Raw genomic sequence first — 26,211 nt, 5'->3', positions numbered from 1 at the left:
TCCTCACTGGGCCGCGACGGCTGGCGTGTTGTAAAGCACGATCGCAGCGGTCACCAGCAAATTGATCAGGGTCAGCGGCAGGCAGAACTTCCAGCTGAAATCCATCACCTGGTCGTAGCGCGGACGCGGGATCGACGCACGGAGCAGGATGAACAGCATGATGAAGAACGCGGTCTTCAGGGCGAACCAGAGGAACGGCACCTGCGGCAGGATGCCGAACGGGCCATGCCAGCCACCGAAGAACAGCGTTACCAGCAGCGCCGAGATGAGGATGATGCCGATGTACTCACCGACGAAGAACATGCCCCACTTCATGCCGGCATACTCAATGTGGTAACCGTCGGCCAGTTCCTGCTCGGCTTCTGGCTGGTCGAAGGGGTGACGGTGAGTCACGGCCACGCCAGCGATGAAGAAGGTGCAGAAGCCGAAGAACTGCGGAATGATGAACCACAGGTTCTGTGCCTGGTACTCGACGATGTCGCGCATGTTGAACGAGCCAACCTGCACCACCACGCCCATCAGCGCCAGGCCCAGGAACACTTCGTACGACACGGTCTGCGCCGAGGCCCGCAGGGCACCGAGCAGGGCGTACTTGTTGTTCGACGACCAGCCTGCGAACAGCACCGCATAGACCGACAGACCGGCCATGGCGAAGAAGAACAGCAGGCCGATGTTCAGGTCAGCGACGCCCCAGCTTGGGGTGATCGGAATGATCGAGAAGGCAATCAGCAGTGCGCTCATGGCCACTACGGGTGCCAGGGTGAAGATCACCCGATCAACGAACGGCGGGTTCCAGTCTTCCTTGAAGAACATTTTCAGCATGTCGGCTGCGATCTGGAACATGCCGAACGGGCCAACCCGGTTCGGACCGTAACGGTCCTGCCACCAGCCCAGCAGGCGCCGCTCGACAAAGCTGAGCAGCGCGCCGCAGACCACGACCGCAAGCAAGACCACGACGGCCTTGACCACGGCGATGATCGCGTCGATCACTTCGGGGGTGAACCAGGTCATTGTGCTGCCTCCTGCAGGCCTTCGACGGATGCACCGAAGATGGCCGGTGGAATCCCGGCCAGGCCTTTCGGCAACGCGACCAGGCCTGCGCCCAGCTGTTCATTGATACGCAGCGGCAGGCGCAGCGACACGCCAGCGACGGTCAGGCTGAGCAGCGTGCCTTCGTTGACGTCGAGACGGTCTGCTTCGGACTTGGCCAGGGCCACATAGGCCGGCTGGATGCGCTCTTGCACCGGAGCGGCGCGCGACGAGGTTTCTTCGCTGCCGAACAGGTGGAACAACGGCACTGCCGTCCAGGTACCACGGGCGGGGCTGAAGGCTGCCGGAATGGCGCTGAACCAGTTCAGACGGTCACCTTGCGACTCGATCAGGCGTACGCCTGGGTCACCGGCACGCAGATGGCCGCCGACCTCGTCCTGAAACTTGTTCCAGGCTTGCGGCGAGTTCCAGCCCGGCGACCAGGCGAATGGCACTTGCTGGCGCGGCTCGACCGAACCCGAGTAGCCTTCCATGGAGAAGGCGAACGCGGTGTCCTTGTCTTGCGGAGTACGCGGCTCGTGCACGCTGATATTGGCGCGCATGGCCGTACGGCCGGAGTAGCGCAGCGGCTCACGGGCAAGCTTCAGGCCTTTGATGCGGAACGCGGCGCTAGGTGCGGCGTTGACGATCGCGGCCAGTTGCGGCGCAGCGGTAGCGCAGGCGCTGGTGACGTGGTCCAGCTGCGTCCAGTCGACCGGCTTGTTGAGCAGGGTCGCGCGCAGGGCGTGCATCCAGCGCCAGCCTTCGTGGATCTGAATGCTGCTGTCCATGTAGGTTGGGTCGAACACCTGGAAGAAGCGCTGGGCGCGGCCTTCTTGGCTGACCAGGGTGCCATCGCCTTCGGCAAACGATGCCGCTGGCAGGACCAGGTGAGCGCGCTCGCTGGTGGCAGTCTTGGAGTGGTCGGCAACGATGACCACTTTGGCAGCAGCCAGAGCAGCGTCGACCTTGGCCGCCGGAACACGGGCGTACAGGTCGTTTTCGACCACGACAATGGCGTCAGCCTTGCCGCTGATGACCGCATCCAGCGCAGCGTCCACCGAATCGCCACCGAGCATGGCCAGGCCGAGGCTGTTGGCCTCTGGCACGACCAGGCTCAGCGAACCATTCTTCTCGCGCAGCTTGAGGGCTTTGGCGATGTTGGCCGCAGCTTCGATCAATGCAGGTTCGGCCAGGGAAACACCCGACACCACCAGCGGACGCTGTGCAGCTACCAGTGCGTCGGCGATACGCTGGGCCAGGGCCTTGGCATCGTCGTCCAGACCGATTACCGCTGGAGCACTTGGATCGATTGCGTGGGCAACGGCGAAGCCCAGGCGCGCCAGGTCGGCCGGGGCGGCGTGCACGCACTCTTCAGCGACGTCATCGAGCTTGGTTTCAGCAAGGCTGGCGATAAACAGCGGGTACAGCGCGTGCTGACCGATGTTTTTCACGGCGGCGTCGAGCCAGGGCTGCACGCGCATCGCGTCGGCCATGGCTTCGGCCTTGCCTTTGGTGGCCTGGCGAACCGAGAGGGCGACGCGCGCTGCGGTTTGGGTCAGGTCTTCACCGAGGACGAACACCGCGTCGTGGTCTTCGATGTCGCGCAGGGTCGGCACCGGCAGCGGGCTGTTGTTGAGCACGTCCAGCACCAGGCGCACGCGCTTGAGCTCGGCAGCTTCCATGCCGGAGTAGAAGTACTCGGCACCGACCAGCTCGCGCAGGCCGTAGTTGCTTTCAAGGCTCGCCCGTGGCGAACCGATACCAACGATGGTGCGCCCGCGCAGCAGGTCGGCAGCCTTGTCCAGCGCGGCATCCACGCTCAGCTTGTTGCCATCGGCCAGCAGCGGCTGGCGCGGACGGTCCTTGCGGTTGACGTAGCCGTAACCGAAGCGGCCACGGTCGCACAGGAAGTACTGGTTGACCGAACCGTTGAAGCGGTTTTCGATACGACGCAGTTCGCCGTAGCGCTCACCCGGGCTGATGTTGCAACCGCTCGAGCAGCCATGGCAGATGCTTGGCGCAAACTGCATGTCCCACTTACGGTTGTAGCGCTCGGAGTGGGTCTTGTCGGTGAACACACCGGTCGGGCAGACCTCGGTGAGGTTGCCGGAGAACTCGCTCTCGAGCACGCCATCTTCAACGCGGCCGAAGTAGACGTTGTCGTGGGCGCCGTAGACACCCAGGTCGGTGCCGCCGGCGTAGTCCTTGTAGTAGCGCACGCAGCGGTAGCAGGCGATGCAGCGGTTCATCTCGTGTGCGACGAACGGGCCGAGGTCCTGGTTCTGGTGGGTACGCTTGGTGAAGCGGTAACGGCGCTCGTTGTGGCCGGTCATTACCGTCATGTCTTGCAGGTGGCAGTGACCGCCTTCTTCGCAGACCGGGCAGTCGTGCGGGTGGTTGGTCATCAGCCATTCGACGACGCTGGCGCGAAACGCCTTCGACTCGTCGTCTTCGATGGAAATCCAGGTGCCATCGCTGGCAGGGGTCATGCAGGACATGACGATACGACCACGGGTGTCGTTTTCGTCGGTGTACTGCTTGACCGCACACTGGCGGCAGGCACCGACGCTACCAAGCGCCGGGTGCCAGCAGAAATAAGGGATGTCGAGGCCGAGCGACAGACAGGCCTGTAAGAGGTTGTCTGCACCGTTGACTTCGAGCGCTTTGCCGTCTACGTGGATAGTGGCCATGGTTCAAAGTTCTTCGTTGGCCCGCGTGAGCGGGCGTGGCTAATGGAAATCTGTGTGCCTGCGGCGCGCATCGGTCAATACCGTGCGCGCCTGCGAGGCGGGCGGGTGGCACGGACCACCCGCATGCAAATGTGTTACGCGCCGGCCACAGTCGGTTCGACCTGGATCGGCTTGGCCAAATCCGGGCGCAGGGTGTGCTCGCTGGTAGCAGCGACACCGGCCTCGAACTCGGAGCGGAAGTATTTGATGGCACTGCCCAGCGGCTCGACGGCACCCGGTGCGTGGGCACAGAAGGTGCGGCCAGGGCCGAGGAAGTTGACCAGGCCCAGCAGCGTCTCGATGTCCTCTGCCTTGCCCTGGCCGTTCTCCAGTGCGCGCAGCATCTTCACGCTCCACGGCAAGCCATCACGGCATGGTGTGCACCAGCCGCACGACTCACGGGCGAAGAACTCTTCCATGTTGCGCAGCAGCGATACCATGCTGACGCTGTCGTCGACCGCCATCGCCAGGCCGGTACCCATCCGGGTGCCAACCTTGGCGATGCCGCCGGCGTACATCTGCGCGTCGAGGTGCTCGGGCAACAGGAAGCCGGTACCGGCGCCGCCTGGCTGCCAGCACTTGAGCTTGAAGCCATCGCGCATGCCGCCAGCGTAGTCTTCGAACAGCTCACGGGCGGTGACGCCGAAAGGCAGTTCCCACAGGCCTGGGTTTTTCACCTTGCCGGAGAAGCCCATCAGCTTGGTGCCGTGGTCTTCGCTGCCTTCGCGGGCCAGCGACTTGTACCAGTCAACGCCATTGCCAACGATGGCCGGCACGTTGCACAGGGTTTCGACGTTGTTCACGCAGGTCGGCTTGCCCCACACGCCGACGGCGGCAGGGAAGGGCGGCTTGGAGCGCGGGTTGGCGCGGCGGCCTTCGAGCGAGTTGATCAGCGCGGTTTCTTCACCGCAGATGTAACGCCCGGCGCCGGTGTGCACGAACAGCTCGAAGTCAAAACCGCTGCCGAGGATGTTCTTGCCCAGCAGGCCAGCGGCCTTGGCTTCGTCGATCGCGCGGTTGAGGTTCTTGGCTGCGGTGGTGTACTCGCCACGCAGGAAGATATAACCGCGGTAGGCCTTGAGGGCGCGGGCGCTGATCAGCATGCCCTCTACCAGCAGATGGGGCTGTTGCTCCATCAGCATGCGGTCTTTCCAGGTGTTGGGCTCCATTTCATCCGCGTTGCACAGCAGGTAGCGGATGTTCATGGATTCGTCTTTGGGCATCAGGCCCCACTTCACCCCGGTGGGGAAGCCGGCGCCACCACGGCCCTTGAGGCCGGCGTCCTTGACGGTCTGGACGATATCGTCCTGGGACATCTGCGCCAATGCCTTGCGGGCAGCGGCGTAGCCGTCCTTGGCCTGGTACTCGTCGAGCCAGATCGGCTCGCCGTCGTCACGCAGGCGCCAGGTCAGCGGGTGAGTCTCGGCGGCGCGCGCGATGCGGTTGGCCGGGCCGAAGGAAGTGATGGTCATACGTAACCCTCCAGCAGTTTGGTCACGCCAGCAGGCTGCACGTCGCCAAAGGTGTCATCGTCGATCATCAACGCCGGGGCCTTGTCGCAGTTGCCCAGGCAGCACACCGGCAGCAGGGTGAAACGCCCGTCTGCAGTGGTCTGGCCGAGGCCGATGCCCAGCTCGCTCTGGATCTGGCTGACCACCGACTCGTGGCCGCCGATGTAGCAGACCATGCTGTCGCAGACACGGATGATGTGCCGGCCGACCGGCTGACGGAAGATCTGGCTGTAGAAGGTGGCCACACCTTCGACGTCGCTGGCAGGGATGCCGAGCAGCTCGCCAATCGCGTAGATGGCGCCGTCCGGGACCCAGCCGCGTTGCTTCTGGACAATCTTCAGGGCTTCGATGGACGCCGCACGCGGGTCCTCGTAGTGGTGCTTTTCGTGCTCGATGGCCGAGCGCTCGGTTTCGCTCAGGGCGAAACGGTCGGTTTGGATAAGCGTGTTATTCATGCTTAGCGGTCCACGTCAGCCATAACGAAGTCGATACTGCCCAGGTACGCGATCATGTCCGCGACCATGCTGCCTTTGATCACCGAAGGGATCTGCTGCAGGTGCGGGTAGCTCGGCGTACGAATCCGGGTGCGATAGCTCATGGTGCCGCCGTCGCTCGTCAGGTAGTAACTGTTGATGCCCTTGGTCGCTTCGATCATCTGGAACGACTCGTTGGCCGGCATGACCGGGCCCCACGAGACTTGCAGGAAGTGCGTGATCAAGGTCTCGATGTGCTGCAGGGTGCGCTCTTTCGGTGGCGGCGTGGTCAGCGGGTGGTCCGCCTTGTACGGGCCTTCCGGCATGTTGCGCATGCACTGGTCGATGATGCGGATACTCTGGCGCATCTCTTCGACGCGGACCATGCAGCGGTCGTAGGCATCGCCGTTGTTGGCCAGCGGTACTTCGAACTCGAAGTTCTCGTAGCCGGAGTACGGCCGCGCTTTACGCAGGTCGAAGTCCAGACCGGTGGAACGCAGGCCAGCACCGGTGACGCCCCATTCCAGGGCCTCTTTGGTGTTGTAGGCGGCAACGCCGATGGTCCGGCCCTTGAGGATGCTGTTCTGCAGGGCAGCCTTGTTGTACTCGTCGAGGCGCTTGGGCAGCCAATCGACGAAGTCCTTGACCAGTTTCTCCCAGCCGCGTGGCAGGTCGTGGGCGACGCCACCGATGCGGTACCAGGCCGGGTGCAGGCGGAAACCGGTGATCGCTTCGATCACGGTATAGGCGCGCTGGCGGTCGGTAAAGGTGAAGAACACCGGGGTCATGGCGCCGACGTCCTGGATATAGGTACCCAGGAACAGCAGGTGGCTGGTGATGCGGAAGAACTCGGCGAGCATGATGCGGATCACGTCGACCTTCTGCGGCACCTGGATCCCCGCCAGCTTCTCGACCGCGAGCACGTACGGCAGGTTGTTCATCACGCCGCCGAGGTAGTCGATACGGTCGGTGTAGGGGATGAAGCTGTGCCAGGACTGACGCTCGGCCATCTTCTCGGCGCCACGGTGGTGGTAACCGATGTCTGGCACGCAATCGACGATCTCTTCACCGTCCAGCTGCATGACGATACGGAAGGCACCGTGCGCAGACGGGTGGTTGGGGCCCAGGTTGAGGAACATGTAGTCCTCGTTGGCGCCCTGACGCTTCATGCCCCAGGCTTCCGGGTTGAAACGCGCCGACTCTTCTTCAAGCTGCTGCTTGGCCAGGGTCAGGCTGAACGGATCGAATTCGGTGGCGCGCGCCGGGAAGTCCTTGCGCAGCGGGTGACCTTCCCAGGTCGGCGGCATCAGGATACGGGTCAGGTGCGGGTGGCCGGCAAAGTCGATGCCGAACATGTCCCAGACTTCACGCTCGTACCAGTTGGCGTTTGGCCAGATACCGGTCACCGAAGGCAGGTTGAGGTCGCCTTCGCTGAGCGAGACCTTGATCATCACGTCGCTGTTACGTTCTACCGAGAGCAGGTGGTAGAACACGCTGAAGTCAGCCGCCGGCAGGCCGCGGCGATGAGTGCGCAGACGCTCGTCGACACCGTGCAGGTCGAACAGCATGCTGTACGGCTTGGCCACGTTGCGCAGAAACGCCAGCACTTCCTTGAGTTGGGCGCGCTTGACCCACAGCACCGGCATGCCGGTACGGGTCTCTTGGGCGACGAAGGCGTCGGCGCCGAAGCGGTTGTTCAGTTCGACGACCACATCTTGGTCGTCAGCCTTGTAAGGCGGAATATAAATAGCGGTGTCCGCTGTCATGGTCTCGGTCGCTTTCGGTCAACGTAGAGAATGAAGCCAGGCCGCCGGCTCCAGAGGGAGCGGGCGGCAGGTCGCTGGATCAGACTTCGTCGGGGCTGCGCAGGTTGGTGACCTGGATACGCTGTTCACGACGCAGGTCTTTCTGGGCAGGCATCTCGGCACGGTAAATGCCTTGATCGCCTACTACCCAGGAGAGCGGACGTCGTTCTTGCCCGATCGATTCCTGCAGCAGCATCAAGCCTTGCAGGAACGCCTCGGGGCGTGGCGGGCAGCCGGGTACGTAGACATCCACGGGGAGGAACTTGTCGACCCCCTGAACGACCGAGTAGATGTCGTACATGCCACCGGAGTTGGCGCACGAACCCATGGAAATGACCCATTTCGGCTCGAGCATCTGCTCGTACAGGCGCTGAATGATCGGCGCCATCTTGATGAAGCAGGTACCGGCGATGACCATGAAGTCGGCTTGACGCGGCGATGCCCGGATGACTTCGGCGCCGAAGCGGGCGATGTCGTGGGGTGCCGTGAACGCCGTGGTCATTTCCACGTAGCAGCAGGACAGGCCGAAGTTATACGGCCACAGGGAGTTCTTGCGACCCCAGTTGACCGCACCACGCAGCACATCTTCGAGTTTCCCCATGTAGATGTTCTTGTGGACCTGGTCTTCGAGCAGTTGGTCGGTAACGGTTTCCCGCTCACCGACCGGATATTGCTCGTTGGGTGCATCCGGATCGATTCTGGTGAGATTGTATTGCATGCCAAAGCCTCATTGTTTCAGCTTCGCTTGCCGCTTGCGACGACCTTCGGGAGCCCAATCGAGGGCCCCGACGCGCCATAGGTAGACAAGACCTGCCAACAGAATTGCTATGAAAACGAGTGCTTCGACGAATCCGGTCCAGCCGCTTTCGCGGACGGACACAGACCATGCAAAGAGAAAGAGGGCTTCGATATCGAAGATCACGAAGAGCATCGCGACCAGATAGAATTTTGCCGACAGGCGCATGCGTGCGCCGCCGGTGGGCAGCATGCCGGATTCAAAGGGTTCGTTCTTGGCGCGGCCCCAGGCTTTGCTGCCGAGCAGGGCAGACAGGCCGAGCATGAAGGCGCACAGGCCGACGACACCCAGAAGGAAGATGGCAAAGCCCCAGTTGTGGGCGATGAGTCCTGCTGAATCCGACATGCTAGAAATCCTTATACAGAGACCCAGCTCTGCAGTCTGAAATAAGTAACGCGGCGACGCGGTGTCGCGGGTGCAGTGACCAAATGTCGCAGCTGAATCAATCGCGCTGATTTTATGGGTAAACCAAGAGCAAGTAAAATTTCTATGGCAAATTAATTCTTCGGTTTAACAACAAAAACCGATTGTAACTGGCTGAAAGCCTTGATTTTAGGGCATTGCGGCTGGTTTTGTTAATTATGTTTCTTGCGGCGTGTAACGGAATGCAAGTTGCGTAATGATAATTAATATCGTTTGGCCTGATGCGTTTCATTTTACTTGGTCTGAAGCTTGCAAAGTTGCTGCCGGCATTTTTTGATTGCAAATGCGAAGGGCTCTCGTTCTAGCAGCTTTTTGCCGGGATTACCCCGCTCTGGATCAATGGCTAGGTGATTGTTGGGGCGGTTTGTTCGCTTCTGGGAGCATAGACCTGATCCGAGCTTTTGCTTTTACAAAGCCCCGAAGCAGCACAGGTGCGGCCCCTTTTCGCCGCCCATAAAAAAGCCCAGGCTCCCTCACGGGACCCTGGGCCTGCTCATTCCATCAGCCAACCGCTAGATCAATGGAACTGCTCTTCCTCGGTCGAGCCGGTCAGTGCTGTCACCGACGAAGCGCCACCCTGAATCACGGTGGTCATGTCGTCGAAGTAGCCAGTGCCCACTTCCTGCTGGTGCGCAACGAAGGTGTAGCCCTTGCTGGCATCGGCGAATTCCTGCTCCTGCAGCTTCACGTAGGCGGTCATGTCGTTGCGGGCATAGTCATGCGCCAGGTTGAACATGCCGTGCCACATGTTGTGGATGCCGGCCAGGGTGATGAACTGATGCTTGTAACCCATCGCCGACAGCTCGCGCTGGAATTTGGCGATGGTCGCGTCGTCGAGGTTCTTCTTCCAGTTGAACGACGGCGAGCAGTTGTACGACAGCAGCTGGTCCGGGTACTCCTTCTTGATCGCCTCGGCAAAGCGGCGGGCTTCGTCCAGGTCCGGTTTGGCGGTTTCGCACCAGATCAGATCGGCATACGGGGCGTAGGCCAGGCCGCGCGAAATGGCCTGGTCGAGACCGGCGCGTACTTTATAGAAGCCTTCACGGGTGCGCTCGCCGAGCACGAACGGCTGGTCGTACGGGTCGCAATCGCTGGTCAGCAGGTCGGCAGCGTTGGCGTCGGTACGGGCCAGGATGATGGTCGGTACGCCAGCAACGTCAGCAGCCAGGCGCGCAGCTACCAGCTTCTGTACGGCTTCCTGGGTCGGTACCAGCACCTTGCCGCCCATGTGGCCGCATTTTTTCACCGAGGCCAGCTGGTCTTCGAAGTGCACGCCTGCGGCGCCGGCTTCGATCATGTTCTTCATCAGCTCGTAGGCGTTGAGCACGCCGCCGAAACCGGCTTCGGCGTCAGCCACGATCGGCGCGAAATAGTCGACGTAGCCTTCGTCGCCTGGGTTCTTGCCGGCTTTCCACTGGATCTGGTCAGCGCGGCGGAACGAGTTGTTGATGCGCTTGACCACGGTCGGCACCGAGTCAACCGGGTACAGCGACTGGTCGGGGTACATCGACTCGGCAGAGTTGTTGTCGGCGGCAACCTGCCAGCCTGACAGGTAAATAGCCTGGATGCCGGCCTTGACCTGTTGCACTGCCTGGCCACCGGTGAGGGCGCCCATGCAGTTGACGAAATCCTTGTCCGGACGGAACGACGGGTGAGCACCTTGGGTGACCAGCTTCCAGAGTTTCTCTGCGCCAACCTGGGCCAGGGTGTGCTCCGGTTGCAGCGAGCCACGCAGACGAACGACATCGGCGGCGGAGTAGGTACGGGTCACGCCTTTCCAGCGCGGGTTCTCGGCCCAGTCTTTCTCGAGGGCTGCAATTTGCTGTTCGCGTGTCAGTGCCATGTGATTAAACCTCGTCGCATCATTCTTGGGGTAGTTGTGGTGCTGATGCTCAAAAGTCGCGGATCAGGGGGCCTGACGGCTGTCCTGTTCGAAGGAGGTACGACGGCGAACGCCAAGGCTCGAAGGGGAAGGAGGGCGCAGCTCGGGCAAGGTGCGGCAACAGGTCGGCTCGTGGATGCCTTGCTGTGGCGCGACAGGATTTGCCTGATGACTGCGGTGATGCGCTTCCGTCCCTCGGGACAACTTCTCGTTGCAGTCGCAATCCGGTCGAACCGCCTTGTGGGCCGTATAGACACGAGACGCCTCCAGGGGTAGCCGGAGCGCGCCTCGAAGACCCTTGCCAGGGCCTCTGATTAGCGGGAGCGAGGCCATCATGCCCTTGTCAAAAAGTGCCTGTCAAATGTTTTGTAGTGCTTTTTTAGGTCTACTACATCTTTGGTCTAATACGACTCCACAGTCAGTTTTAAGGCCTTTGGTCGAGGCCTCGAATTGCCTGGGTTCAGTCCACAAGGTCGACTCTGACACGCAAAGTCATGTTTTCCCCGCGTTGCGTGCTGTAACTGTGGCTTGACGCACTCCGTTCAGCATGGCTCTGCTGGTTGTATCCGGCCAATGTAATCCACTCGCCAAGCCTGCCGGTTACGGTTGTGTCGGTGCTCTGTACTTTCACTACATCAGGACGTTCGCTGCTCATTCGATCATTATTGCTGCTGATCGCCAGCCGCACCGTGTCGCCGCTGATGCTCGGTGTGACATAGAAACCCTGGGTCACATTGCGGTATTCGGTATTGCTCTGCACGCGGCCGTAGCCGTCGGTGCTGCTGCTGGTGATCGGCACGCTCTGGCCAACCTGGATCAACGCCGGCTGGCCGTCGCTGGCCTGAATTTGCTGCAGGCCGCCTTCCCGGTTGCTGGTGCCGTAGCGAATCACCCGAGCATTGCCACGGTTGTCCTGGAAGTTGCTGTCATTGTTGTCGACGCTGATCAGCAAGCGCTTGGGTTTGCTGTCGAGCTGCTGCAGCAGGGCGCGCAAGTCGCCAATGCGCTCGGGGCTGGCGTTGACGATCAGCTTGTTCTCAAAGGCGCTGACGCTGCCTTCCTTGCCAATAAAAGCCTGCGCGGTGGGCAGCAGCTCGGCACTGCTGCGGTGCTGCAAGGGCAGGACTTCGGTGGCGGCCTGGGCGCCAAGGCTGGTAGCCAGCAGCAGTGAAGCGAGCAGGGGGCGTAGCAGCATGTTGAAGTTCTCCGCTGGTTGAACAGACATGATGGCAAATTTGTCACGGTTATGCCGGATGAGGATCACAACCTGAGGCAAATGCGCTCAGCCGCCACGCGCAGGTGGTTGCTCCCGGACAAATTCCGTAACATCGCGCCCCCGCTCGCTGCACGTTCAGATGCCAGCGCTTGCACAGATTGACTGATCTCAGGAAGCCCATGAAACCTGCCCGACTACGCGCCGATGTTCTCGCCGGCCTGACTACTTCCTTCGCCCTGGTGCCCGAGTGCATCGCTTTTGCTCTGGTCGCCCATCTCAACCCGCTGATGGGTTTGTACGGCGCATTCATCATCTGCACGCTGACTGCCTTGTTCGGCGGGCGACCGGGGATGATCTCCGGCGCGGCCGGTTCGATGGCAGTGGTAATCGTCGCGCTGGTGGTGCAGCACGGCGCGCAATACCTGCTGGCAACGGTGCTGCTGGGCGGGTTGCTGATGATCCTGTTTGGCGTGCTGCGCCTGGGCAAGCTGGTGCGGCTGGTGCCGCACCCGGTGATGCTTGGCTTCGTCAATGGCCTGGCCATCGTCATCGCCATGGCCCAGCTCGAGCATTTCAAAAGTGGCGAGCAGTGGCTCAGTGGCGCCCCGCTGTACCTGATGATTGGCCTGGTAGCGTTGACCATGCTGGTGGTCTATGTGCTGCCGCGTCTGACCCGCAGCGTGCCGCCGGCGCTGGTGGCCATTGTTGGCGTCGGCCTGCTGGTGTACCTGCTTGATCTGCCGACAAGGACCCTGGGTGATATGGCGCATATCGCCGGCGGCCTGCCGCAGTTGGCCTGGCCGCAGGTGCCATGGACCCTGGACACGCTGAAAATCATTGCCCCCTATGCACTGCTGATGGCCATGGTCGGCCTGCTGGAAACCCTGCTGACCCTCAACCTCACCGACGAAATCACCGAGAGCCGCGGTTTCCCCGACCGCGAGTGCGTGGCCCTGGGCGCCGCCAACATGGTCTCGGGCATGTGCGGCGGGATGGGCGGCTGCGCGATGATCGGCCAGACCATGATCAACCTCAGCTCCAACGGCCGTGGGCGGCTGTCGGGGGTAGTGGCCGGGGGCATGATCCTGCTGTTCGTGTTGTTCCTGTCGCCGCTGATCGAGCGAATTCCGCTGGCGGCGCTGGTCGGGGTGATGTTCGTGGTGGCCCAGCAGACCTTCGCCTGGGCGTCATTGCGCGTGCTGCACAAGGTGCCGGTCAGCGATGTGCTGGCGATCATTGCCGTGACCGTGGTCACGGTGCTCACCGACCTGGCCATGGCCGTGCTGTTCGGGATCATTCTGGCGGCGATCAACTTCGCCTGGCAGCATGCCCGCGAGCTGTATGCCGACAGCCATGTCGACAGCGATGGGAACAAGCACTATCAGGTCCACGGCACGCTGTTTTTTGCGTCTACCGCGGCGTTTCTCAACCAGTTCGAGCCAGCGCAGGACCCTGATGGGGTGACGCTGGATTGCAAGCACCTGAGCTTTGTCGACTACTCGGCGGTAGCGGCGTTGCAAACCTTGCGCGAGCGCTACAGCAAGGCGGGCAAGCATCTACGCGTCGTGCACCTGTCCGAGCGCTGCAAAAAGCTGCTCAAGCGGGCAGGGGCCCAGCACTGATCGATCATGCCTGGGCCGGCGCGGATGCGCGGCTCAGGCATGACACCCAAGTGGCCTAGCTGCCGGTGTTCTTCTTGATGATCGCCTCGGCGATATTGGCCGGCGCCTCACCGTACTTGGTGAACTCCATGGTGTAACTGGCCCGGCCCTGGGTCATCGAGCGCATCTGCGTCGAGTAGCCAAACATCTCACCCAACGGCACCTCGGCGCGGATCACCTTGCCGGCCGGCGTCTCTTCCCCTTCCTGGATCATGCCGCGGCGCCTGCTCAGGTCGCCGATGATGTCGCCCTGATATTCATCGGGGGTGACCACTTCAACCTTCATCACTGGCTCCAGCAAGACTGCGCCGCCTTTCTGCGACAGCTGCTTGGTGGCCATTGAGGCCGCGATCTTGAAGGCCATCTCGTTGGAGTCGACGTCATGGTAGGAGCCGTCAAATACTGCCGCCTTGAGGCCGATCAGTGGATAGCCCGCCAGCACGCCGTTGTGCATCTGCTCTTCGATGCCCTTCTGGATGGCTGGGATGTATTCGCGGGGTATCACGCCGCCGACCACCTCGTTGATGAACTCCAGGCCCTCTTTACCTTCCTCGCCTGGGGCAAAGCGGATCCAGCAATGGCCGTACTGGCCGCGGCCCCCGGATTGACGGACGAACTTGCCTTCAATTTCGCAGGTGTTGCGGATCTTCTCGCGGTAGGCAACCTGGGGTTTGCCGATGTTGGCCTCGACGCCGAACTCGCGACGCATGCGGTCGACAATGATGTCCAGGTGCAGCTCGCCCATGCCGGAGATGATCGTCTGCGCAGTTTCTTCGTCGGTCTTGACCCGAAACGACGGGTCTTCCTGGGCCAGCTTGCTCAAGGCAATGCCCATTTTCTCCTGGTCGGCCTTGGTTTTTGGCTCGACCGCCACCGAAATCACAGGGTCAGGGAAGTCCATGCGTTCGAGAATGATCGGCTTGTTCAGGTCGCACAGGGTATCGCCGGTAGTGACGTCCTTCATGCCGATCAGCGCGGCGATGTCGCCGGCGCAGACGTTCTTGATCTCGGCACGCTGGTTGGCGTGCATCTGCACCATGCGTCCAACCCGTTCCTTTTTGCCTTTGACCGAGTTGAGCACCGCATCGCCTGAACTGAGGATGCCGGAGTAGACTCGAGCGAAGGTCAGCGTGCCCACGAACGGGTCGGTGGCGATCTTGAATGCCAGGGCCGAAAACGGCTCATTGTCGTCGGCGTGGCGCTCCAGTGGCCGGTCGTCGTGATCCGGGTCGGTGCCTTTGATGGCCGGTATTTCGCTGGGGGCAGGCAGGTAGTCGATGACCGCGTCGAGCATCAACGGCACGCCCTTGTTCTTGAACGACGAGCCGAGCACGGTCGGCACGATTTCATTGGCGATGGTGCGCTGGCGCAGGCCGGCCTTGATCTGCTCGTTGCTCAGTTCCTGGCCGTCCAGATACAGCTCCATGAACTGGTCGTTGGCTTCAGCAGCCGCCTCGACCAGATGCGCGCGCCACTCGTCGGCCAGCGCCTGCAGCTCGACGGGGATGTCCTCTTCGCGGTAGCTGGCGCCGTTGTCGGCATCGTTCCAGTAGATGGCCTTCATCTTCAGCAGGTCGATCTGGCCGATGAAGTTTTCTTCGCTGCCAATGGCCAGTTGGATCGGCACGGGGTGGTGGCCGAGGCGTTTGTCGATCTGCTGGACCACGCGCAGGAAGTCCGCACCCTGGCGGTCCATCTTGTTGATGTAGGCCAGGCGCGGCACATGGTACTTGTTGGCCTGGCGCCAGACCGTCTCAGACTGCGGCTCGACCCCGTCGGCCGCACTGAACACCACGACCGCACCATCGAGCACACGCAACGAGCGCTCGACTTCGATGGTGAAGTCAACGTGGCCGGGGGTGTCGATGATATTGAAGCGAAACTTGTCGGCGAACTGCTTGGTCGAGCCCTGCCAGAAGGCGGTGGTTGCGGCGGAAGTGATGGTGATACCGCGCTCTTGCTCTTGCGCCATCCAGTCCATGGTCGCCGCGCCGTCATGCACCTCGCCCATCTTGTGGTTGACGCCGGTGTAGAACAGGATGCGTTCGGTGGTGGTGGTCTTGCCGGCGTCGACGTGGGCGACGATGCCGATGTTGCGGTACAGCTCGATGGGGGTCGTGCGGGCCATGGTCAGTCACCTGAGGTGAATGCGCGGGGAGGGGTATTCCCACGGTAGCAGACGGCACGCCGCCTGCTAGCCCAATGGCCGGCTATGCGAGGAACGGTGTCAGTCGGCCTGGGCCTGCAACTGCCACTTGCCGTCGACTTCACGCGCCAGGCCGCTGGCCGGCAATAGAGCCAGCAGGCGCTGATGCAGGGCCGGGTCGGTAAAACCTTTGACCGTGTCCAGGTCGAGCTCGCCGAGCAATTGCATGTCGGTCTTGGTGTACGACAGCCAGGCCTTCTTCAGGTACTGCAGCACATCGCTGCCTGCCGTGTTGGCAAAGCGCCGGTTGAGCGTGCGGCCTTCCAGCTCGAAGGTGTGGCGGTGGCTGTAGGTGCTCTCGTCGCCTGCGCCTTCGACGCAGCGGTAGCAGCTGCAGGCGCCGTCGCCGAAGGCGTTGCGCAGGTAGCTGTTGAAGTCCACGACGGGCTTGAGGGAAAGGCGTTTGTCGACCTCGAACAGGTCGGCGGTCATCGGTTGTTCAGCGCTCACGCGGTGTCCTCGTGTGGTGTGGCCTGCATCGGCGGGCACCCTAACAGATCGGTGCTTTTTCGGCCATGCGCGCGGGCGCCCGCACACATCCGGTCGTCTGCCACTCGCGCGGCGCCGCGTGCTGCCGTAACCTATGCGCCCCCGGTGCCCGCGCGCCGATCCCAACCCATGAGGCAAGTCGCTTGAACAAGTTTCCGTACATCGCCACCATCACCGTCAGCAGCGAAGACCGCGGGGGCGACACTGAAGCATCGGAGAACGTCAACATGCGGGTTGGCATCGAGGCTGTGACCGAGACTTTGAAGAAGGTACATTTCGTCGCTGCGCTGGCAGCGCCGGAAAAACCTGCCACGCACATTTGCGTGACTCTGGAGAACGGCCTCGTTTATTACGGCCCGATCGTCAACGGTCATGCCGAACTCGAAGGCGGCTGGATCGCCTTCGAGTCCGACATGCTCACCCCGCAAGAGCTCGGCCTGTAAGCCTCAGTCCAGCTCGGCAAGGCACTGCTCGAAGATATCCAGGCCTGCTTCGAGCACCTCTGCCTCGATGGTCAGCGGTGCCAGCAGACGAATGATATGCCGCGCTTTGCCGCTAGGCATCAGCAGCAAACCCTTGCTGCGCGCCGCTTGCAGCAGTTTGGCCAACTGCGCCGGGGCTGGCGTGCCGTCGGTATTGACCAGTTCGATGCCACGCATGGCGCCGACCCCGGTCAAGCGTCCCAGTGACGGGTACAGCCCTGATGCCTTCCAGCGATGATAGCGGCCGACGATAGCTTGCTCCTGGCGCTCACCCCAGGTCGCCAGATTGGCATCGGTCATCTGCGCCAGGCTGGCCAAGGCTGCCGCGCAGGCGATCGGGTTGCCTGAATAGGTGCCACCCAGGCCACCCTTGGGCAACGCTGCGAGCAACTCCCGGCGGCCGACTACCGCGCCCAGCGGCATACCGCCCGCCATGCTCTTTGCCAACAGCAGCAGGTCGGGTTCGATGCCCAGTCGCGGGAAGGCAAAGCGCTGCCCGGTGCGGCCGAAACCGGATTGAATCTCGTCGATGATCAACAGAATCCCGTGCTCATCGCAGAAGCGCCGCAGCGCTTGGGCGAACGTCGGATCAAGCGCCAGGAAGCCACCTTCGCCCTGCACCGGCTCGAGAATGAACGCAGCCACATCCTCCACTGCCAGTTCGACGCTGAACAGCCGATCCAGGGCCTTGAGCGCCTGTTCGCAGGTGACCTCGGTGTCGTTACTGGGGTAGGGCAGGTGATAGACCGGGCCAGGCAAATCGCCGACCCGCTGTTTGTACGGTGCGACCTTGCCATTGAGATTGAGGGTGGCCAGGGTGCGGCCATGGAAGGCGCCATCGAAGGCGATGATCGCGCGCTTGCCGGTGGCACCGCGGGCGACCTTAAGGGCATTTTCGGCAGCCTCCGCGCCGCTGTTGGTAAGCATCCCGGCCATGGGGTAGCTGAGCGGCACAAAACTGCTCAGTTGTTCCATCAGTTGCAGGTACGGGCCATGGGCGGCAGCGTTGAACGCATAGTGGGTCAAACGACCGGCCTGCTGTTGGATCGCTGCAACTACTGCCGGGTTGCAGTGGCCCAGGTTGAGTACGCCGATGCCGCCGACGAAGTCGATATAGCCGTTGCCGTCGGTATCCCAGACATGTGCATTGAGGCCATGGGAAAGTGTGATGGGGTGAACGATGGAAATGGACTGGCTGATACTTTCCTGATTCATGGGCACACGCACCTTGTTCGATTTTGCGGACTATCCAAACGCTTTGATGGCCCACGCGCAAACGAATAATTCGATTGCGGTCATTCCCTTGATTCCTGAATCTCAAGCGCTGGCGTGCATGGCGGCGTAAACCGCTGGCTCAAGGTGGTGGGTGTTTTTTTGTTTTTTGGCCGATTGGTCAGGTCGTCTCGGCATGAGTTCATTCCCTTGCGGAATCATGTGCTGCAAAAAGGTCGTTTGTTGGTACTCCCCCCGAAGATCAATACTGACGTGGATCAATGATCGCGGCTGGGTAGGCCTGAATAACGAAAAGGCTTGCGTCGGTACTTACAGAACAACAACTAGATGCACGTTTGCATTGTACGAATTCTGCTCCAAGTTCAGCCGCCCGAGCGGCGGCCGACCCACTCGAGGGTTTTCCATGGCTTCGCTAAAAAACAAGAAACAGCGGTCCTTGCAACATGGTCTGACCTCGCGTCAGGTGTCGATGATTTCGATTGCCGGGATTATCGGCGCGGGGTTGTTCATCGGCTCTTCCAATGCCATCGCCACGGCTGGGCCGGCGATTCTGATCTCCTACGCCATGACCGGCTTGCTGGTGCTGCTGGTGATGCGCATGCTCGGTGAGATGGCCATCGCCAACCCCAACAGCGGCTCGTTCTCGACTTATGCCAGTGAAGCGATTGGGCCTTGGGCTGGTTTTACCATCGGCTGGCTGTACTGGTGGTTCTGGGTATTGATCATTCCGGTCGAGGCGATTGCCGGGGCGGATATCCTGCATGCGTATTTCCCTGATGTGCCGTCATGGTTGTTCGCGTTTCTGATCATGGTGGTGTTGTCGTGCACCAACCTGATCAGCGTGAAAAACTTCGGTGAATTCGAGTATTGGTTTGCCTTGATCAAGGTGATTGCCATCGTCGCGTTCATCATCGTTTGCACAATGGCGGTGCTGGGTTTCTGGCCGTTGGCCGAGACGCGCGGTGTGAGCCAGCTGTGGGCCAATGGCGGGTTTATGCCGAACGGCTTTGGCACGGTGCTGGGCGGGGTGCTGATCACCATTTTCTCGTTCTTTGGTGCCGAGATCGTGACCATTGCTGCCGATGAGACGGCCAATCCGAAAGACAAGATTCGCCGGGCGACCAACCTGGTTGTGTACCGCATCGGTATCTTCTATCTCGCGTCGATCTTCCTCGTGGTGTCGCTGGTGGCGTGGAACGATCCTGCACTGAAAGCGGTGGGGTCGTTCCAACGGGCGCTCGAGGTGCTGAATGTGCCGGGGGCGAAACTGCTGGTTGACCTGGTGGTGCTGGTGGCGGTGACCAGTTGCATGAACTCTGGCTTGTACACGGCTTCGCGGATGCTCTACTCGCTGGCTTCGCGGGGGGAGGCGCCGGTGATGGTGCGGCGTGTATCGGGGAATGGCGTGCCGACGGTGGCAGTGCTGTTGTCTACCTTGGCTGGGTTTGCCGGGTGTCTGGTCAACTATGTGTTCCCGGGGAAGGTGTTTGGCTTCCTGCTGTCCACTACGGGGGCGATTGCGTTGCTGGTGTACCTGGTGATTGCGGTTTCGCAGCTGCGCATGCGTGGGCGGGCGGATCGGCTGGGGACTGTGCTGGAGTTGAAGATGTGGTTGTTCCCTTGGCTGACCTGGTTGGTGATCGGGACGATTGTGATGGTGCTGGGGTATATGTTGCTCAGTGATGCTTATCGGTATGAGACGTTGATGACTGCTGGGGTTACGGCGTTTATCTTGCTGGTGGCGGTTACCCGGCGGCGTGGGGTGGGGCGGTCTTCGGTTTTGGTTTCTGGGGATTGATGGGGTTGGGGTGGGTGTTTTGGGCTGATGCCGATCTTGTGGGGTGCCGGTTTGGGGCCCCTTTGCCCTTCTTTACGGGGAGCTTATCCGTTTGATTTATATGAAGTTATGGCCCCTTTCGCCCTTACGGCGAGTCACTTTTTTGGCAAACGCCCCAAAAAAGTAACCAAAAAAATGCTTGGCTCCACATCCGGCCCCTTCGCTGCGCTGCGGGGTTCCCTCGCTCCGGTCTTGCTCCCGGGAGGACCGCGCTGTACGGCCCATCCTGGGCCGCAGCGCTTGACGGGCATCCATGCCCGTCACCTCCCTTCGCAAGACCTGCGCTCGGCCTCCTGAGTCGCCGGTAGATCAAGATCAAGATCAAAGGCACGCCTCGCTGCGCTGGCGCAGGGCAAGATCAAGATCAAGATCAAAGGCACGCCTCGCTGCGCTGGCGTAGGGCAAGATCAAGATCAAAGGCACGCCTTGCTGCGCTGGCGCAGAGGGAGATCTCTCGCAGCAGGAGATAGTCAGCGAACGCTTCTGTGGCCTACAGTGTCATTCTTCCGCACACAGGCTAGCGACCATGACCGATCTGAGCGCATTCCCTATCACCCACAAATGGCCTGCCGCGCATCCCGAGCGCTTGCAGCTGTATTCGCTGCCAACACCCAACGGGGTCAAGGTGTCGATCATGCTCGAAGAGATCGGCTTGGCCTATGAGGCGCACAAGGTCAGTTTTGAAAATGAAGAGCAGCTGAGCCCCGAATTCATTTCGCTGAGTGCCAACAACAAGATCCCGGCCATCCTCGACCCCAACGGGCCGGACGGCCAGCCGCTGGCGCTGTTCGAGTCAGGCGCGATTCTGCAGTACCTGGCCGAGAAGAGCGGGCAATTGCTCAGCGTCAGCCCGGCCCAGCGCTATCAGACACTGCAGTGGCTGATGTTCCAGATGGGCGGCATCGGGCCGATGTTTGGCCAGGTTGGCTTCTTCCATTTCTTCGCCGGCAAGGACTTCGAAGACAAACGTCCGCGTGATCGCTACGTCAATGAATCGCGGCGCTTGCTGGGGGTGCTGGATCGGCATCTGCAGGACCGGGAATGGATGGTCGACGACTACAGCATCGCCGACATCGCCATCTTCCCCTGGGTGCGTAATCTGGTCGACCGCTATAACGCACGCGAGCTGGTGCAGTTCGAGCAGTTCAAGGAGGTGCAGCGGGTGTTGACCAACTTCCTCGCGCGGCCAGCGGTACAGCGCGGTTTGACGATCCCGAGCTGAGTGGTACTGGGTGCTCTGGAGTGAGCGATGAAGATCCTGCAACAGCCTTCAGACGATGCACAGGCCAGCACCGCGGTGGTAGGCAATGGGCTTTGAATTGATCCGCGCCAACGACAGCCACCGCAGCTTCGCACGGGGTCTCACCCGCCAGGCCATGTTGCCGTACTACCAGGCCTTTGGCCTGCGCTGGATCGAAGAAGCCTTCGATCAGGCCTGGAGCTGGCGCGAACAGTGGCTGCTGATGGAAGGTGAGACGGTGCTGGGTTTTTGCAGCTTGAGCCAGGATCGCCAGGCGCTGTTCATTCGCGAACTGCACCTGCTGCCCGAGCAGCGCAACCGCGGCGTCGGCAGCTGGGCCCTGCAAACCCTGGCCGCGATGGCCGCGCGGCGCAAGCTGGGCTTGCTGCGGCTGATGGTGTTCAAGATCAACCCGGCGCGGCAGTTGTACCTGCGCCAGGGTTTCGTCGAAATGGGCGAAGACGACTGCTTCGTGCGCATGCAGCGCGCAGTCGCCTGAGCCTCAACGCTGGCTGACGCGCACGGTATTGCCCTGGCGCACGGTCGACTCGAGCAGGGTGCCCTGCAGCGGCAACAGGTCGCCGATCAACAGGTTCTGCAGCAGTGGCTTGCCATCGAAGCTGTTGCCACCCAACTCGACCTGACGCATGCCTTCTACCCGCAGGATGGCCTTGCCGACCTGGCCCAGACGGTTGCCGCTGAGCAGCAGCGGCCCGGCCAAGGGCGTGGCGTTGCGCAGGCTCACCGCGTACTCGGGGGTATTGGTGATGTAGTTGCCCAGCAGCGCCAGTGCGCCGACTTCGCTTGCGTCGATGGCGCTGCCGACACTGCTGCCGAGCAAGTTGTTGTCGATCACCAGTGGCGCTGCCGGGGTTGGCGCCAGGCTGCGCAGCTGGATGCCATTGCCACGGCTGTCGCCGATGCGGTTGCCGGCCAGCAACACTGCGCCCTGTTGCTCGCTGACTTCGATGGCAGCCTTGCCCGCGCCGAGGATCAGGTTGTTTTCCACCAGTGCCCGGGTTTGCCCACGCAGACGCACGCCGCTGTTGTTGTCGATGCCGCGCAGCTGGTTGTCATGCAGGCTGACCTGGCTGTCACGCACATCGATTGCATATTGCTGAGACTGCTCGAAGCGGCTGCCCTCGATGGTTGCCTGGCTGCGCTGCAGCTCGACCGCACTGGACATCTCACTGAACTGGCTGTCGCGGATCACCACCGTGGCCGGGCGGCTGCTGGCCGGCTGCTGGGTGCTGATCGCCGTGGTCAGGCCACGCGACAGGTTGGCGTTGTAGCCCAGGCGCTTCAAGGTAGAGCCAACCACCTGGGTGTGGCTGCCGGCCCAGGCGATCACGAAGGGGCGCCAGGCGCGGTCGGTATTGCCCGCCTTGTCACCGGCCATGCTTTCCAGGTTGGACTTGTTCAGCCCCAGCCAGCCCTGGTTGATCAGCGCGGTACCGGAGTAGCTCGACAGATACAGGCTGGTGCCCTCGAGGACCAGGCCGGCATCGGCGCCGATCATCAGCGGGTAGCTGAGCAGATAACCATCCTTGTAGCGCTTGAGGATGCGTGAGTCATTCAACGCATCGTGCAACTGGGCGAGGGTGATGCTGCCGCCGCGCAGGGTCACCACTTGCGGGTGATGCGCCTGATAGCCGGCAATGGCGCGGAACAAGCCATTGTTGACGAACGGCTCGAACGGCCAGCTACCGGCCTGGGCCGAGAACATCGGTTGCAGGCTGACGCTGGCGCGGCCAGCTGGGCGTGCGCGTTCGGCCTGGGCAAAGGTCACTGCCTGGCGGACCTGCTGGCGCAGTTGCTGCAAGTGTTGCTGGTATTGCTCGGCAGGCAGCACGTCGACCGTCTGCTTGACGGGCAAGGTCTGCGTGCCGGCCTGGGCAGCACCGGCCAGCAGCAGGGCGGCGAGGCAGGTCAGGGAAAAACGGGCGAAGGGGGCCATGGGCACGTCCTTGTTCAACGCAAATGGGAATAAGCAGACTGGATCGGGCCGCCGAGCTGGCTGTAGTTGTCGACCTCACCGTCTTCGCTGTCATACAGCTTGCGCGCCAGGCTGTTGCCCGGGTTGCGTTGCAGATACGGGATCAGCCAGGCCAGCTTGTACGGCGCAACGTCCGCCTGCGACTTGCCTTTGAGTTCTGGCAGGGCGTCCGGGTCGAGCACGCTGCGGGCGGCGAAGTTGGCCAGCAGATCCAGCGTGTGCTGGTCTTCGGCCGTCCACGGCAGGCCGTTGGCGCGGGCCGATTCAGCCAGCAGCACCAGCGGCACCAGCGCGTACTGGCTGTAGCTGGCGGCCAGTTTCGCCCGTGCGACTTCCAGCGGCAGGTAGGCGTAGCTACCGTCGCTGTTGCGTACCGCCTGGGCCAGGCCACGGCGCAGATTGCCGTCGGCCCACTGGATGAAGTCGTCACGACCGACCAGCATGCCGGTGGCCGCCACTGCCCAGGCTGCCCAGTAGTCGTGGTTGTTGAAGTACACACCGCGGGCACTGCGGCGCGGGTCGTACTCAGCGATCACGCGCTCGCCCAGGCGAGTGAACCAGTCTTTCTGCACCGGGGTCAGTTGCAACTTGCCATCGCTGGCCGACTGGGTTAGCAAGACTGCACCGGCCATCGATGCCAGCGCCCACTTGCGTGCAGCCATGCCGGTGCTGCTGGCGTCCTCGGTGAGCAGTGCGCCGGCGCTGGCCCACTGTTCCAGCCACTGGTCCTGGCAGGCCAGGGCCATGTTGGCCTCCTGCGGCTTTTTCGCCCGCTGGAAGCGCTTGCTGGCATAGATCAGGCCGCCGATGAACTCCTTGACCTGTTTGCCGATCCGTTCGCTGTCGGCATCCGGACTGCTGCGCAAGGTCGACTTGCTCGCGTCGCTCTGGTCGTACTTGCTTTGCAGGCGCAGGCTGCCGGTGTACGGCGGCGGCGGCGCCTTGCTGCACTCAAGGGTACGGTAGTCGGCGATCATCGCTGCCTGCGGGGTATTGCGCGCAGGCCAGATCGACTGGGCTGCCTGCACCTGAGGCGCGAGCAGGGCCAGGGCCAGAGCCAGCAGGCTCAGTTGACGCGCGGGCGCGCGGCCAGTGCTGACCGTCGCGCGTTGCAGGTTTACAGGCATAGACGGGTTTCCACATCGGTAGGCGCAGCGCTGGCCTTGGTCGGCTCAAGGAACACCGACAGCAGGTTGGCGCCGGCGTAGGCCGGATCTTTGCTCAGTTCAAGGTAGTACTGGCCACCCGTGACCGCAGCTTCACGGCGGAACCAGACCTTGTCGCGAGCACCGTTGTCGTAGTAGACGATGACGTAGAAGTCCTTGACGTTCTTGTCGCTCAGGCGGATATCCAGAAAGCCGTTCGACCCGCTCAGCGCCTGGCGACCGCTGCCGGCGTTGGACAAAAGCTCGATCCGTTCGCCGACCTTCAGCGGCGAACGCTGCAGCTTGTTGCCAAGCACTTCGCGCGACGCTTCGCAGCCGCCTTTGACCGCCGGGATCAGTTGGCGATACATCAATGGCGAGTCAAGCCGGTAGTTGGCTGGCAGTTCCCAGACGATCAGCTTCGGCGGCGCGTCTGCCTTGTAGTCATCCGAGAGCAGGTATTCCAGCAGCGAGCCGTCCTCGCCAACGCCGGGCAGGGCGTAGTTGAGCACGTCGACGCTGAGGTACTGCTTGAGGTAGCCGTCGAAGTTGAACTGCTTGCTCTCGTCTTCCCGCGCTGCCGCGTTACTGTCACCGACCAGAATCACTTCCGGGTCCGGCGCCTCGTCGAACAGCGCTTCGGCGCTGGCTTCGACCGGGATGGTCTGGTAGCCGCGCACGTACTGGAAACCGTAGTTGTTGCCGCAGATCGCGCTCATGGCCAGATTCAGGGTGCCGTCTTTGGGCACCATCACGCCAGGCTCGGTGCGGTACTGCTTCTTGGTGAGGCCAGCATAGAACGGCTGACGGCGGATCTCGTCTGCCATCAGGCGCGCGGTCGCCTCGGCGCCCACCGGTGTCCAGTGGTGGTCGCGGCGGAAGAAGTACTCGCCTTTGGGCGGCTGCTGGACCAGTTGCATCATCGGCGCGACCACCGCGCCACCTTGCTTGAGCTGGCCAAGGTAAGCCGCCAGGTTGGCGCTGGCGCGGGCGTAGTCAAAGCCGTAAGGATGCTCGCCAATCAACCGGTCACGGTGCATCAGGCCACGGGTCGGCTGGATCGCCATGGCGACCTGAATGCCCTGCTGGTTGAAGGTTTTCATCAGGCGGGCAAACTCCGGGCGCATCGGCGCCGGAATGCCGAACTCATTGGTCAGGTCGACCGCCGAACGGAACAGCCAGCGCTCCTGACCAGGGACGATCTCGCGCATCAGTTTCATGCGCCCCTCGGCATACTGCTGAGGATCGCTCAAGGCCGGGCAGACCATGCACTGCAGGTTTTCGCAGCCGGGCTTGGCGCCTTGCGCAGGCGTGGCGGCGTGGCCGGTCTGGCTGAGCAGGGCGAGGGCGGCGCCGAGGCCCAGGGGTTTGAGGATCTTCATTGCCATTTCATCCTTGCAGCGAAATTACTCGGTCGGGTCGATGCTGTTGGCCATGCTCATGCTGCGATCGTCAGGCAGCAGCACGTAGCTGTAAGAGCGGCCTTTTTTAAGGAACAGCTCATCGAAGCTGGCCACCTTCTTCTCAGCCTCGTAGGCGGCGAAACCAATCTTGATCTCGTTGACCATGCGGCTGCCGGTCTGGCCGTTGCTCAGCGGGTCGACGATTACGTGCTTGCCGTCGACGGTCTTCAGCGCAGCTTGCTTGTCGCTGAGGTTGTAGAAGGCGATTTGGGCTTTTTTCGGCTCGTTGACGTACTTGTCGGCGATCAACTTGAGCTGCTTGCCGTCGTAGACCACGGTGCTGGCGGCGTTGGCCTTGAGCTGCGGTTCGATGGCCTTGCCGCCGACGGCGATCTTGTGCGTGCCGGCGGGGATGAAGCGGTAACCGCTGAGCTGGCCGGCGGCGACTTTCTGTGGGTTGACCTTGCCGCTGAGGCTGACGTCGATATTGCTCTCTGACAGGTTGAGCACGCGGACAAACGCCGAGTCGGCCGGGGCGACGGCATCGTACAGGTCGGCGTTGCCTTCGGCGGCGACCGCCAGGTGGCTGCCGAAGGCGAGGGCGATTGCAGTAAACAGGTGGGTGAGTTTCATCGGTTACTCCTTTGATTCT

General features: G+C 62.1%; 21 protein-coding genes. 5 read left to right on the top strand and 16 right to left on the bottom strand.

The window, feature by feature from the left end; all coding sequences use genetic code 11:
• Window positions 1–3 precede the first annotated feature (3 nt).
• From nuoH to ACQZ2L_RS10300, 9 genes are all read right to left on the bottom strand, one after another.
• Window positions 4–1,011, bottom strand: a complete 1,008-nt coding sequence (gene nuoH / locus ACQZ2L_RS10340) for an NADH-quinone oxidoreductase subunit NuoH (protein ID WP_101318381.1) — start codon at window positions 1,009–1,011, stop codon at window positions 4–6.
• Window positions 1,008–3,722, bottom strand: coding sequence for an NADH-quinone oxidoreductase subunit NuoG (gene nuoG / locus ACQZ2L_RS10335; RefSeq protein ID WP_430325955.1), 2,715 nt, complete (start codon window positions 3,720–3,722; stop codon window positions 1,008–1,010). Before nuoG ends, nuoH begins: the two co-directional genes overlap by 4 nt.
• Before the next feature lie 134 nt (window positions 3,723–3,856).
• The gene (gene nuoF, locus ACQZ2L_RS10330) at window positions 3,857–5,233 is read right to left on the bottom strand and encodes an NADH-quinone oxidoreductase subunit NuoF (protein ID WP_101318384.1); all 1,377 of its coding nucleotides are present in this window, start codon (window positions 5,231–5,233) and stop codon (window positions 3,857–3,859) included.
• Window positions 5,230–5,727, bottom strand: a complete 498-nt coding sequence (gene nuoE / locus ACQZ2L_RS10325; RefSeq protein ID WP_101318386.1) for an NADH-quinone oxidoreductase subunit NuoE — start codon at window positions 5,725–5,727, stop codon at window positions 5,230–5,232. Before nuoE ends, nuoF begins: the two co-directional genes overlap by 4 nt.
• Before the next feature lie 2 nt (window positions 5,728–5,729).
• Window positions 5,730–7,511: an NADH-quinone oxidoreductase subunit C/D gene (gene nuoC / locus ACQZ2L_RS10320; RefSeq protein ID WP_101318388.1), complete on the bottom strand. Its 1,782-nt coding sequence runs from the start codon at window positions 7,509–7,511 to the stop codon at window positions 5,730–5,732.
• Window positions 7,512–7,590: 79 nt separating this feature from the next.
• On the bottom strand, window positions 7,591–8,268 hold the full coding sequence (locus ACQZ2L_RS10315) for an NADH-quinone oxidoreductase subunit B (RefSeq protein WP_101318390.1): 678 nt from the start codon (window positions 8,266–8,268) through the stop codon (window positions 7,591–7,593).
• Between the two features lie 9 nt (window positions 8,269–8,277).
• Window positions 8,278–8,691 carry an NADH-quinone oxidoreductase subunit A gene (locus ACQZ2L_RS10310; protein ID WP_101318392.1) on the bottom strand — a complete coding sequence of 138 codons (414 nt, stop codon included), beginning with the start codon at window positions 8,689–8,691 and terminating at the stop codon, window positions 8,278–8,280.
• Window positions 8,692–9,286: 595 nt separating this feature from the next.
• On the bottom strand, window positions 9,287–10,612 hold the full coding sequence (gene aceA, locus ACQZ2L_RS10305; protein WP_101318394.1) for an isocitrate lyase: 1,326 nt from the start codon (window positions 10,610–10,612) through the stop codon (window positions 9,287–9,289).
• A 499-nt stretch (window positions 10,613–11,111) separates the two neighbouring features.
• Entirely contained in the window at window positions 11,112–11,846 is a 735-nt protein-coding gene (locus ACQZ2L_RS10300) for a secretin N-terminal domain-containing protein (RefSeq protein WP_430325954.1), read from the bottom strand.
• Window positions 11,847–12,046: 200 nt separating this feature from the next.
• Between ACQZ2L_RS10300 and ACQZ2L_RS10295 the strand changes: the two genes are divergently transcribed.
• Window positions 12,047–13,489 carry a SulP family inorganic anion transporter gene (locus ACQZ2L_RS10295; RefSeq protein ID WP_430325953.1) on the top strand — a complete coding sequence of 481 codons (1,443 nt, stop codon included), beginning with the start codon at window positions 12,047–12,049 and terminating at the stop codon, window positions 13,487–13,489.
• Between the two features lie 55 nt (window positions 13,490–13,544).
• On the opposite strand, the gene fusA is transcribed toward ACQZ2L_RS10295, so the two are convergent.
• Window positions 13,545–15,656 (bottom strand): elongation factor G, encoded by a 2,112-nt coding sequence (gene fusA, locus ACQZ2L_RS10290; protein ID WP_430325952.1) that lies wholly within the window; start codon window positions 15,654–15,656, stop codon window positions 13,545–13,547.
• Window positions 15,657–15,755: 99 nt separating this feature from the next.
• Window positions 15,756–16,184, bottom strand: a complete 429-nt coding sequence (locus tag ACQZ2L_RS10285; RefSeq protein ID WP_430325951.1) for a hypothetical protein — start codon at window positions 16,182–16,184, stop codon at window positions 15,756–15,758.
• Window positions 16,185–16,366: 182 nt separating this feature from the next.
• Between ACQZ2L_RS10285 and ACQZ2L_RS10280 the strand changes: the two genes are divergently transcribed.
• On the top strand, window positions 16,367–16,666 hold the full coding sequence (locus ACQZ2L_RS10280) for a hypothetical protein (RefSeq protein ID WP_101318402.1): 300 nt from the start codon (window positions 16,367–16,369) through the stop codon (window positions 16,664–16,666).
• Between the two features lie 3 nt (window positions 16,667–16,669).
• Here ACQZ2L_RS10280 and ACQZ2L_RS10275 read toward each other — a convergent pair whose 3' ends face one another.
• Window positions 16,670–17,920 carry a 2-aminoadipate transaminase gene (locus ACQZ2L_RS10275; RefSeq protein ID WP_430325950.1) on the bottom strand — a complete coding sequence of 417 codons (1,251 nt, stop codon included), beginning with the start codon at window positions 17,918–17,920 and terminating at the stop codon, window positions 16,670–16,672.
• Window positions 17,921–18,341: 421 nt separating this feature from the next.
• Here ACQZ2L_RS10275 and ACQZ2L_RS10270 point away from each other — a divergent pair, with 421 nt between their 5' ends.
• The 3 genes from ACQZ2L_RS10270 to ACQZ2L_RS10260 all read left to right on the top strand — a co-directional run bounded on the left by ACQZ2L_RS10270 (window position 18,342) and on the right by ACQZ2L_RS10260 (window position 21,514).
• Window positions 18,342–19,736 (top strand): amino acid permease, encoded by a 1,395-nt coding sequence (locus ACQZ2L_RS10270; RefSeq protein WP_430325949.1) that lies wholly within the window; start codon window positions 18,342–18,344, stop codon window positions 19,734–19,736.
• 565 nt (window positions 19,737–20,301) lie between these two features.
• Window positions 20,302–20,997, top strand: a complete 696-nt coding sequence (locus ACQZ2L_RS10265; protein WP_430325948.1) for a glutathione S-transferase N-terminal domain-containing protein — start codon at window positions 20,302–20,304, stop codon at window positions 20,995–20,997.
• A gap of 85 nt (window positions 20,998–21,082) precedes the next feature.
• Window positions 21,083–21,514, top strand: a complete 432-nt coding sequence (locus ACQZ2L_RS10260; protein WP_430325947.1) for a GNAT family N-acetyltransferase — start codon at window positions 21,083–21,085, stop codon at window positions 21,512–21,514.
• A 3-nt stretch (window positions 21,515–21,517) separates the two neighbouring features.
• On the opposite strand, the gene ACQZ2L_RS10255 is transcribed toward ACQZ2L_RS10260, so the two are convergent.
• The 4 genes from ACQZ2L_RS10255 to ACQZ2L_RS10240 are packed head-to-tail and all read right to left on the bottom strand — an operon-like array spanning window position 21,518 to window position 26,192.
• Window positions 21,518–22,972, bottom strand: a complete 1,455-nt coding sequence (locus ACQZ2L_RS10255; RefSeq protein WP_430325946.1) for a right-handed parallel beta-helix repeat-containing protein — start codon at window positions 22,970–22,972, stop codon at window positions 21,518–21,520.
• Between the two features lie 14 nt (window positions 22,973–22,986).
• Entirely contained in the window at window positions 22,987–24,138 is a 1,152-nt protein-coding gene (locus ACQZ2L_RS10250) for a polysaccharide lyase (protein ID WP_430325945.1), read from the bottom strand.
• Window positions 24,129–25,538 carry an alginate O-acetyltransferase AlgX-related protein gene (locus tag ACQZ2L_RS10245; RefSeq protein WP_430325944.1) on the bottom strand — a complete coding sequence of 470 codons (1,410 nt, stop codon included), beginning with the start codon at window positions 25,536–25,538 and terminating at the stop codon, window positions 24,129–24,131. Before ACQZ2L_RS10245 ends, ACQZ2L_RS10250 begins: the two co-directional genes overlap by 10 nt.
• Window positions 25,539–25,562: 24 nt before the next feature.
• The gene (locus tag ACQZ2L_RS10240) at window positions 25,563–26,192 is read right to left on the bottom strand and encodes an alginate O-acetyltransferase AlgF (RefSeq protein ID WP_430325943.1); all 630 of its coding nucleotides are present in this window, start codon (window positions 26,190–26,192) and stop codon (window positions 25,563–25,565) included.
• Window positions 26,193–26,211 lie beyond the last annotated feature (19 nt).

The organism is Pseudomonas shirazensis (assembly GCF_050496565.1).
GTDB classification, from domain to species: domain Bacteria; phylum Pseudomonadota; class Gammaproteobacteria; order Pseudomonadales; family Pseudomonadaceae; genus Aquipseudomonas; species Aquipseudomonas shirazensis_A.
The sequence above is the reverse complement of the archived record's forward strand: the minus strand, read 5'-3'. Positions and strand labels throughout refer to the sequence as shown.